Annotated in this window: 6 protein-coding genes; 1 reads left to right on the top strand and 5 read right to left on the bottom strand. The window is 64.1% G+C overall.

Annotated elements, in window-relative coordinates:
- Window positions 1–247: 247 nt before the first annotated feature.
- The 5 genes from D180_RS23780 to D180_RS04805 form a co-directional block, all read right to left on the bottom strand.
- Window positions 248–1036: a hypothetical protein gene (locus tag D180_RS23780; protein WP_157835420.1), complete on the bottom strand. Its 789-nt coding sequence runs from the start codon at window positions 1034–1036 to the stop codon at window positions 248–250.
- A 108-nt stretch (window positions 1037–1144) separates the two neighbouring features.
- Complete coding sequence (locus D180_RS23775; protein WP_157835419.1) at window positions 1145–1846, bottom strand: hypothetical protein; 702 nt, start codon at window positions 1844–1846, stop codon at window positions 1145–1147.
- A 452-nt stretch (window positions 1847–2298) separates the two neighbouring features.
- The gene (locus D180_RS22835; RefSeq protein WP_081616398.1) at window positions 2299–2508 is read right to left on the bottom strand and encodes a hypothetical protein; all 210 of its coding nucleotides are present in this window, start codon (window positions 2506–2508) and stop codon (window positions 2299–2301) included.
- A 246-nt stretch (window positions 2509–2754) separates the two neighbouring features.
- A complete protein-coding gene (locus tag D180_RS04810; protein ID WP_017911905.1) occupies window positions 2755–6543 on the bottom strand; it encodes a LamG-like jellyroll fold domain-containing protein in 3789 nt (1262 codons plus the stop codon).
- A 445-nt stretch (window positions 6544–6988) separates the two neighbouring features.
- Window positions 6989–9766 (bottom strand): TonB-dependent receptor, encoded by a 2778-nt coding sequence (locus D180_RS04805; RefSeq protein WP_043090484.1) that lies wholly within the window; start codon window positions 9764–9766, stop codon window positions 6989–6991.
- A gap of 295 nt (window positions 9767–10061) precedes the next feature.
- Between D180_RS04805 and D180_RS04800 the strand changes: the two genes are divergently transcribed.
- The coding region (locus tag D180_RS04800; RefSeq protein ID WP_017911903.1) for a PfkB family carbohydrate kinase at window positions 10062–10528 on the top strand (467 nt) is incomplete at its 3' end.

The raw sequence follows: 10528 nt of genomic DNA, 5'->3' as shown, positions 1-10528 counted from the left end.
ACAATAAAAATGCACTCTGACCCCTGTTTTTTTGTTTTTTTGGTTAGCCCCACCTACGTTGCCTCGGGCACAACCTCTGGACGGCAGGACTGCGCTCCAGTGGTTCCGTGCAACATGATGCTGTCAATGCATTGGAGCCACGGTCAGCAGAACCGGGTTTAGCGTGAAATTTCAAAGGTATCACACACGAGAAAAGTGCACTCTAACCCGGTTTTTGTCTTCGTACCGCGTCCAATTTAAGGGCATGCTAGCCACCACTTGGCACAAATATGGAGATGAAATTTTGTGTGGTATTACCTACAGGTAGGAGCTCCGCTTTACGCCTAAGTGGAGCACTCGTGAGCAAGGACTTTAGAGCGTTAGCTTGCCTGTCCTCTAGACCTTCCTCGAACCGAATCTCTAGCGTGGTAGGCGGAACTACCTTATCCCAAAACTCTGGGCTACTGGGGTATCGCTGAATGAAGCCCCGAAATCCTTGCGACCGCAGATGTGTTTCAATTTTATCGGCAGCTTTGGCAGCTCCGGTGTCCGAGGCCAGGAAGTAGATACCAACCTTGTATCCGGAAAGTGGTCCTGAGTCCCGCCTCGTTGGGACTTGAGCGGCTGCTTCCAACTTCTGCGATTCCGCCTTGACTTCAGCTTTTAGAGCTGGAGTAACTGACGTGCTAGCTTGAACGAATGCGGACAGATCCCGTGCCAAAGATGGATCCATGATTTGGAGCAGCGCCATTGCGTTGGCCTGTTCTCGCGGCTCCTTGGATGTTATATCGCGGTAGAACAATTCCAGATACTTGCTTTGCATTGTTCGACTGAACTCGGCTTTGCGATCGTCGGCAGCGGCTCTCGCAAGGGCAAGCTGTCCGTGCGAGATCTTTGTTGCCGCTTGGTTTCCGAGGTAGGCGATAACTGCGACAGTGATGGGTATGAGAGCCTTTTCGATGCCCCAGAAGACACGCTCAAACCAGTTGGGCTTGTTCTGGGAGATCAGCTTCTCAAGCTCTTCAAGTTTGGAGAAGACTTTATCTTGTGTAACCATACCAGCTCCTACAGGGCGAAAGCGCGTTTTTGGTGAGTAACGCCTAAATTAATTCGCGCCGCGAAGCGGCGTCGGCTTGGCTACTCGTTAGGGCACACGGCTGCTTAACTACAATTTCGTGAGTTTGACCTTCTTCGAGCCGCCTTTCCTAGGGCGAAAAATCTCGATTCGGTACTGTTGAGGAAGTGGCGCCTCCGGCGATGGTAGGCGCCGTGGCTTCGGTGAGCGAGGTACCGCAAACGGTTCGCCACATGGCTCCCAAAACTCGGGCGACATGGGGAGCTGCTCGGGGTGGCGCGGCGCACGTTCAAGGCTTTGGGCGAGATCTCGTAAGAACGCCGGCGAATTGGACGCGTCATGACCCCAGCGATTCTGGACTTCCATTACGGCTTCGTCAGGTGTTATCTGGCCGCGCTGCACTCGTTCAAACAGCACTCTGAGATAATAAATCTCTCCGCCGCTTCGCCTTGAATTTGCGCGCGTTTTTTCACAGCTAAATTTTTGCTTCGCTTCATCAAACAGCGCGTTCGTGACGTAATTTGCCTGATCTCGAATTATCTGCACTCCTTGGATGAAGCTTCCGTAGTTTCCGATAGCTAGATAGAGGGCCCCGACAGTTGCACCTATTTTCGCAACTCCCTTAATGGATCCTTCTTCAACGATCAGTGTGACTGCATAGTCTGGCAAGGCTAGATACGTTTCAACGTATCCGTCCCACTCGTCGAAAAGCTCCGTTGAGAATCGCTCAAACGCCTCCTTCTCAATCACAGGAGCTTTGAAGTAGAACGACGTAGTTACGATATCTAGCATCGAGCCTCCTATCTCGGTCGCTGCGTCCTAAAACCTGTGTTAAGCCGGGCCGCAAAACGCCTCATACTTTAATGACTCGTTAGGCGGCATTACTGCGCCCCGAGAAGCGTCATTAGCAGTGGGATCAAAAGATTTTCAAATTTTTCGCATATAGAAGTTGCATTCGGTCACTTGCTTTTTCGAGATCTAGAGCGCTGCTTCTTCTGTGGTGAGACAAGACAACTTGGGCACTGTTAGAACTCCTTTCGCGCCCAGCAATTTAGCTAAGCTGCGCGCGCCACGAAGCGGTGTCGGATTGAGCGACGTGTTAGAGCGCGAACCGGGATAGCGGCTTTTCTTCAGCAGAATCGGGGCCAAAGCGCATTTTCAAATAAACGGACACGAAGTAAACACAGTTCAATTTCGACGATTTTACTAAAATTATTTTTTATATTAGCCTAGTGGCTTAGAGGTCAAGGTTTATGCCGGCGGTAGTGATTATTGGTGCTTGGACTACGGTAGCTACCACCCTTATGCGAAGAGCCGTAGCCCGAAGTGTAGTGACCGCCGTGACTCGTCGTGTGGTGTGAACCCGCCGCGCGCACACGTGCATCCGCAGATGCAGCAGCCAGGCACAAAGCAAATCCGGCTAGCGCCGCGATGATCGAGACTTTGGTAAACATCGATTTCCCCTGAGAAGATTTGGCGTCCTAGCGTTCCCATTACAGATGGACGTTTTGCGCCGCGTATCCCCATGCGCAACCGTCCAATCAGGTCCGGTGGAAGTCCGTCCTCCCCCACAGACAACCCTGTTCTAGCACAGCGTCACACTTTTTGGGGAGACAAATGTAAGCCGTCAGTCGGGGACATTCCGAGGTGAATGCGCGTCCCGCTAGGCAAGGGCGCGTCTTGATGTGGACCCGATTAAATCAGGGCACATCCACTGCATTGTTTCTCTGGGTCAGTTCCGCCACGTCGCCCTCGGTGACGACACGCACCCGTCCTCCCTTGGCGCTCTTTCCACCCGGCACCACCAACCGCACCTGTGCCGTCTTCGGCTCCAAATCCCGCGGCGCCTCCAACGCAGGAAACGCCGCCCGCGCCACTTCCCGACCCCGCGCATCCTCCAACACCACAAACCCAGCCGGCGCATCCACATGCCCCAGGCTATGCACGGTCACCTCGATGGCATCCGCAGTCACCCGCACATCCCCCCGCCCAATCCCCAGATCCGGCCGTAGCTCGACCGGCACCGCGGCCGGTGCGACCAGCTCGAACTCCATCACCACCGTCTGCCCTGCCGGGAATTCCACATCCACCGCCCCGCTCTTCTCGAACGCGAACTCGCGCGTGGTGGCCTTGCCATCGATCTTCCCATCGCCGTCGCGATCCACGCCCGCGCGCATCTGCCACTGTCCGGCCGCAATGTTCCACCCGGTCATCTGCGCCCGCTGCGTCTTGCCGCTGGTGTTGTAGCCGATGACGGTGAAGCGATCCTGCCGCGGCTTCGGCAGCAGCAGCGCTACCTGCACCGCGCCTTCGGGATCGGCGAAGCGCCAGCTGACGGTGTGGCCGGGGTAGGTCTGGTTGCGCTTGAGGGCGACGCCGCCGAGGCGGGCGCGCTGCAGGTTCACGGTGGGCGATTCGACGCGGTCGCTCCACCAGTGGCCTTCGGTGTTCATGTAGAAGCTCTGCAGCTTGTCGCGGGTCTCGGCGCGGTACAGGGTTTCCAGCCAGCGCGGATCGCCGCTCTGTTCCCAGGCGACGTGGTGGGCGAAGTCGGGGGAGTCGCCGGGGTCGGCGTCGGCCGCCGCCTTGGCCAGGTTGGCGCCCCAGCTGTCGCGCTTGCCGAGCACGTCGAGGAAGTTCTCGTTGAGCAGGGACAGGCCGCCGGGGCCGGCCTTGGCCACGCGGTAGTCGATGGGCTGGAGGTAGCGCGCATCGCCGGTCCAGCGGTACGCGGCCCAGAAGGTGTGCAGGGTGTCGGGGCCGCCGCTGCCGTCGAACAGGCTGCCGCCGCGGGTCTTGCCGGTGGCCCAGTTGATCTCGTTGGGCAGCGCCCACTGGCCCTTGGCGTCGGTGTAGGCGTGGGCCAGATAGCCGTCGGCCAGGCCGGTGACGATGCGGCGGCTGTTGGGGTCGGCGTTGTAGCCGCCCAGCAGGAGCGCCGGGTGCAGGATCGGGAACGAGTAGGGCTTCTGCCACTGCCAGTTCGGTTCGCGGTAGACCTTGCGCCCGCCGAACCAGTTGCTGGCGAACAGCAGGTGGCCCTGCGGGTTGACCTGGATGATGTTGTCGAACGCCTTCACCGTGCGCATCAGCCGCTCCACCGTCAGCGGGTCGCCCCAGTTGAGGTAGAGCATTTCGCTGTTGATGTTGATGCCGTCCTCGTAGGAATGCAGTTCGTCGGTCTCGATGGTGGAGAGGCCGTCGGTGAACATGCCGTTGCGGTAGTTGGCGTCCGACAGGGCGGTGAGCGAGGCGTTGAGTTTGTCCGGATCCACGCCCATCAGGGCGACGCCGGGCCATTGCTGGGTGAGGTCGGAATCGTCGGAGATGCCGCCGCCGAAGTCGCCGTAGTCGACCTGACGCTCGTCGATCCACCAGTTGATGTAGCGGCGCGTGGCCTTGAGGTCTTCCAGCTGCCAGAACGCCCAGCCCGGCACGCCCTTGGGCGGCTGCGGCAACTGCACCGGCAGCGGACCCTGGTTGCCGTAGCTGATGTCGGCCCAGTACTGGCGGCCCAGCGCGTTGTCCGGGTCCACCCGCAGCAGGTCGTGGATGTCCGCATCCAGGCGCGCGTACAGGCGCTGGCGCTTGGAGGTGGTGTGTTCCTCGACCAGGAAGCCCCAGTTGTCCTTGACCTGGTTGAAACGGTCGGCGATGTGCTCGATCTTGGCCTGCTCGCGCGGCTTGAACAGCAGGCGGATCTGCGCACCGTCCAGCGCGCGCGCGTCGAAGCCGGGCGCGGCCGAGGCGATGCTGAGCATCAGGCTGTCGTCGGTCAGGATGCGGTCGCGCAGGTCCAGCCACAGCGTGCGCGCCTGTCCGGGCGCGACCGAGACCGACACGTCGAGCATGTCGCGGCCGGGCCAGATCGGATCCTTGACGCGGATGTTGAGCGGGATCAGGCCGTTGTGCGTGGCAGGCAGCTGCAGCGCCGGCAGGTCGATGGCGATGCCGTCCAGGCCATCGTGCATGTTCTCCCAGCCATAGGACCAACTGCGCATCAGCGGCTGCGCGGCCGGTGCGTCGCCGAGGTTGGACGGAATGAGCACATGCACGATGGGCAGCGGCGGCACCGCGGTCTTTTCGTCTGCACGCTTGCGCGACGGCGCCTTGGTCGGCAGCGCGACCACGGTGCTGCGCTCGTCCGGCGGGTAGCGCCCGGCGATGTAGGCACGCAGCGCGGCGAGGTTGGCGTAGTCCGGGGCGATGTCGCTGCGCACGGTGTAGCGCAGCGTGGCGCTGGGGTTGGCCGGCTCGGCGCCGGCGCCGACGTCGTAGGCCCAGATCTCCTGGATCGGGGTTTCCTGGGCGACGTTGGTGAAACGCAGGTGGCCACCGCGGCGGCGCTCGAACTGGTCGACGCTGCGCACGGTGCCCTGGGCGCGCGAGAACAGCGGCGCAGGCGTGCCGCCAGCGGCAGCATAGGTGGCCTGGCCGTAGGCGGCGCCGCGCAGTTCGATGCGGTTGAACGGTTCGTTGGGCAGGGCCAGGTCCAGCGCCTTGCCGCCTTCGACGTAGACGTTCCAGTCGGGCAACTGGAAGTAGTCGTTACGGCCGGGCAGGCGCGAGCGGTTGTACACGCCGGGCCAGGTGGTCTCGGCGATGCCGTCGGTCGCCTTCCACATCCACTCCTTGAGGTCCTTGGCGTCGGCGAACTCGACCTTGCGGATGCGCGTGGACGGGGCATCCAGCGCCGGCGGGGCGCGGCCGTGGTCCCAGCCGAAGCGGTGCAGCCAGGCGTTGCGCGCGGCGTTGTCGGGCACGGTCTCGGCGCTGCGCGGTTCCTGCTGCCGGGCCAGCGCGGCGACGCCCGCGGCGTCGAGCATGCGGTCGTAGACGCGGATCTCGTCGAAGTCGCTGCCGCGCAGGAAGTTGTAGCGGCTCTGCACCTGGTGCGGGGCGAGTACGCGTGCGGCCAGGCCGAGCTGGTCGAGCGCGGCGTCGAAGTCGAGCGAGCCGCCGTCGGCGCAGGCCTGGGTGCAGTCCACGCGTGCGGCTTCCTTGCCGTCCACGTACAGGCGCACGCCGCGGGTCTCGTCCCAGGCGAAAGCCAGATGAGTCCAGGCGCTGGGCGCTGGGAATTTGTCCAGCTTGAAGGAGACGCGGGTGCGCGCCAGGTTGGCGTCGGTCACGAAGGCATCGAAGCCGTGGCCGTTCCAGTCGATGCGCAGCCAGGCCATGTCCCAGCTGGTGTGGTCGGCGTAGCCGACGCGGAAGATCACGAACGGCGCTTCGCCCACCGGGTAGCGCGAGCGCCAGAAGAACGACAGCGTGCCGCGCTGGGTGTAGAGGTTGCCGGGAGCGTTCCAGGACAGCACACCGTCGTCGGCCCATTCGATGGCCTGGCCGGAGACGCCGGTGGGCACCAGGGCGATCTTGTCGCGGAAGTTGGGTTGGGGGTCGCCATGGGCGACGTCGGCGTCCAGGCCTTTGTCGGCGGAGACGCGGAACAGCAGTTCGGGGGTGGCGGCTGCGGCGATCGCTGGCAACGCGAGGGCACAGAGCAGGGCGAGGCGGTGTGAGATGCGACCTGGGCTCTGCGATTTGGAGGCGTATGCAGTAGAGCCTTGCTTTGCCGAAGTGGGTAGGAACCGCGCGTCGCGGCTGACGCCGCTCCCACATGTGCGTTGCTGCACTGTGGGAGCGGCGTCAGCTGCGACGCGCGATGCCGGCACATCCTGTGGCAATCGCGACGAGCCGATGGACGCAAGCAGGTGCACCGCCTTCGCCTTCAGGCGACGCCACACCCCAGGACCGATCACCGACACACCACCGCCGGCGCCCACCGCGCTGCCGCACATTGCCTGTTTCATCTCGCTCCTTTGCGATCGGCGCGCACCGTGGCGGCGCGCGTCGATCTCCCTCCCCGGCCCGCAAGTATGCGGGCAGCGGGGCGTTGCCGATGCCGCAGCGCGGCACCGGCGAACGCAGTCTTCAGAACTTGTAACGCACTCCGATCGCGTACTGGCGGCCGGTCTCGCTGTAGGTCAGCGGCAGCTGCGCGCCGGTGGCGCTGGTCTGCACCCACTCGTAGTACGGCACGTTGGTCAGGTTCGACCCTTCCAGGCTGATGTCGATCTTCTCGTCGATCTTGTAGGTCAGCTTGGCGTCCACGACATTGGTGCCGCGCATGCCGTGCATGTCGAAGCCGGTTTCCGTGGCCGGCACCTGGGTCAGGTAGCCGTCGCGGTGGGTCAGCGACACGCGACCGCTGAAGCGCTCGCCTTCGTAGAACAGCGTGGCGTTGTACGAGTTCTTCGACAGGCCGGTGAGATCGGTGTTGAACGACAGCGCGCCGGTGCCGGTGACGTACTGGATCTTCGACTGCACGTAGGTGTAGTTCAGCTGGGTACCGAAGTTGGCCCACTTGCCCGGCAGGAAGCTGAAGGGCTGGATGTAGTTGAACTCGGCGCCCTTCAGCTTGCCGCCCGGGGTGTTGAGCGGCACGCTGAAGACGAAGTCGTCGGTGGCCGCCGCGCCGGTGCCGTCGAGCAGGCTGACCGGCAGGCCGCTGCTGGAGTACGGGGCGATGGTGCGCGCGGTCTGCACGAAGCTGTCGATGTCCTTGTAGAACAGCGCCAGGCCGAGCATCGCGCCTTCCTGCAGGTACCACTCGAAGCCGAGGTCGGCGGTCTTGGCGCGGATCGGATCCAGGTTCGGATTGCCGCCGCTGACCGTGCGCGCGCCGCCGGCGACGGCGACCGTCACGCCCGGGGTCAGGCTGCCCAGGCCCGGCCGCGTCATCACCTTGGCGGCGCCGAAGCGGATCAGGAAGTCCGGGGTGATCTCGGCGACCAGGTTCAGCGACGGCAGGGTGTCGTGGTAGTCGCGCTCGACCGTGGTGTTGATCAGGTTCGAGCCGACCAGGGCGTAGCCGGTGGACGACTGGTTGGTCTTCACGTAGCGCACGCCGATGTTGCCGGAGAACGGGATCGCGCCGATGTCGAAGGCGAAGTCGCCCATCAACCAGGCGCCGCGGTCCTTCTCTTCCACGCTGCGGGTGTTGACCGCGCGCTCGGTCAGCGTCCAGGTGCCGGTGCCGCTGTAGATGCCCAGCGCATCGGCGATGCCGTTGAGGTCGGGCACCGCCCAGTTCGACGGCGTGCCCTCGATGCCCTTGAGCCCGGCCAGCGTCACCAAGTTGACCGGCACGATGCGGTTGCCGGTGGCGAAGGTCGGCACGCTGGTCTCGGACGCGCGGCGGAACTCCTTGGTGTCGAAGCCGTAGTTCTTGGCCAGCACGCCGCCCTTGAGGGTGAAGTTGGTGCCCAGGTTCCACTCGAAGTTCAGTGAGCCGGTGTCGAAGCTGTTGTTGGCCGACTGCGGACGCATGCGCACTTCGGCCAGGGTCCAGCCATTGGCGGCGGTCGGGTCGATGCCGTAGTTGAACACCGGCGAGGTGTAGCTGTTGCGGTAGTCGTAGCTGTAACCGGCGACGTTGTTCTTGTCCATGATCACCGTGGTCTGGATCGGGTTCCGGTGCTTGGAACTGGAAGTGCCGATCTCGCCGGTGATCTTGAAGGTGTCGCTGAAGCGGTGCTCGCCGTTGAGGGTGAGCTGCTTGAAGACCGTGTTCCACTCGTCGTGGCGGTTCTCCGAGCGGATGTCGGTGTTGTCGAAGCGACCGTACAGCAGCGCACCGGAGGCCGGGTCGACGTAGCCGTCGCGCACGATCATGTCCGGCTTGCCGTTCTGCGAGCGGCCGCGGCTGAAGCTGATCGCCTCGATGTAGTGCTCGTCGCGCTTGGCATCGATCTTCGAGTACAGGCCGTCCAGCGAGAACTCGGTGCTGTCGTTGGGCTTCCACTGCAGCGAGCCGGTCACGCCCAGGCGGTTCTGCTCGTGCTCCATCTGCGTGTAGCGCGGGATGCGCGGGCTGAACACGTTGGCGCTGTTGGCGGCGGCGAACGGCGAGGTGGGTCTGTAGCCGTTGTTGCTCGGGCCGTTGGCCCAGCGCGTGGTGCCGCTGCCTTCCTCGAGCACCTGGCGCTCGGAATAGGCCACCGACATCAGCGCACCGAAGGTGCCGTCGGCCCAGGTGTTGGCGACCAGCGCGGCGATGCGCGGATCGGCCTTCTGCGACATGCCGTTGTAGGTGGCCTGGCCGTTGGCGGCGAAGGTGAAGCCGTCGTAGTCGAACGGCCGCGCGGTGCGCAGGTCGACCGTGGCGCCCAGCGAGCCTTCCTCGACGTCGGCCGAGGCGGTCTTGCGCACCACCATCTGGGTGAACAGGTCCGAGGCGAACACGTTGAAGTCGAAGCCGCGGCCGCGGTTGGTGCCGCCGCTCTGGTCGCTGGCGCCGACCGTGGTCAGCGCTTCCATGCCGTTGATGCGCACGCGGGTGAAGTCCGGGCCGAGGCCGCGCACGGAGATGTTGCGGCCTTCGCCGGCGTCGCGGGTGATGACCACGCCGGGGATGCGCTGCAGCGATTCGGCCAAGTTGGTGTCCGGGAACTTGCCCACGTCCTCGGCGACGATGGCGTCGACCATGCCCTTTTCGGCGCGCTTGATGTCCAGCGCCTTCTCCACGCTGGCGCGGTAACCGGTGACGACGACGGTGTCGAGCTCGGTGGTGGCATCGGCCGAGGCCGCGGCGGGCGGCGCGGACGCCGGCGCTTCCTGCGCCTGCAGGGCACCGGCCTGCAGGGCCAGGCCGATCGACAGCGCGAGCAAGGTAACCGGTGTCTTCCGGCGTTCGGTACGTAATTGCATGTCCTCCCCTCCCAAGGGTTACATGACGGCGTGGAACTGCGGGCGTTGTCGCGAATGACACCGCTGGTCAAAACCAACGTTAACAGTTGCGAAACATCCCGGCATCTTGCAGCGCAACAGAGTGCCCGGCGACCCAAGGGTCTTTGCAGTCAATGAGATAGCGCAGGATCGCGACGTCGGCCAGTGCCGAAGCGCCTGCTGCCGCACAAAAATGACACCGCTGGTCACTTTTTCTGGTCGGCGTTTGCATTTCGCGGCATGCTTGGCGTCCCTTCGGCTGCCGGACCCGCTTGCCATGACCGTTTCCCGCATCGTCTGCTTCGGCGAACTGTTGCTGCGCCTGGGCGCGCCCGGCCACGAACGGCTGCTGCAGACGCCGCGGCTGCAGGTGCAGGTGGGCGGTGCCGAGGCCAACGTGGGCGTGGCGCTGGCGCATTTCGGCCACGCCGTCTCGGTGGTCAGCGTGCTGCCGGACAACCCGCTGGGCCAGGCCGCGGCCGGCGAACTGCGCCGGCATGGCGTGGACACCAGCGGGGTGCGCTTCGTGCCCGGGCGCATGGGCCTGTACTTCCTCAGCACCGGCGCCGGGCACCGCCCCAGCGAGGTCACCTACGATCGCGCCGGCTCGGCCTTCGCGCTGGACGCGGGCGACCGGCACGACTGGCCGGCACTGCTGCACGGCGCGCAGTGGCTGCACCTGTCCGGAGTGACCCCGGCGCTGGGCGAACGCGGCGCGGCGGCGGCGCTGGCGGCCGCGCAGGC

The organism is Xanthomonas sp. SHU 166 (genome assembly GCF_000364685.1).
GTDB classification, from domain to species: domain Bacteria; phylum Pseudomonadota; class Gammaproteobacteria; order Xanthomonadales; family Xanthomonadaceae; genus Xanthomonas_A; species Xanthomonas_A sontii.
Note: the sequence above shows the minus strand (reverse complement) of the source record. Positions and strands in the feature narration are given on the sequence as shown.

Excerpts from the sequence above, each read along its gene's own strand:
- D180_RS23780 (WP_157835420.1), bottom strand. The coding sequence starts at position 1,036 with ATGGTTACACAAGATAAAGTCTTCTCCAAACTTGAAGAGCTTGAGAAG.
- D180_RS23775 (WP_157835419.1), bottom strand. The coding sequence starts at position 1,846 with ATGCTAGATATCGTAACTACGTCGTTCTACTTCAAAGCTCCTGTGATT.
- D180_RS22835 (WP_081616398.1), bottom strand. The coding sequence starts at position 2,508 with ATGTTTACCAAAGTCTCGATCATCGCGGCGCTAGCCGGATTTGCTTTG.
- D180_RS04805 (WP_043090484.1), bottom strand. The coding sequence starts at position 9,766 with ATGCAATTACGTACCGAACGCCGGAAGACACCGGTTACCTTGCTCGCG.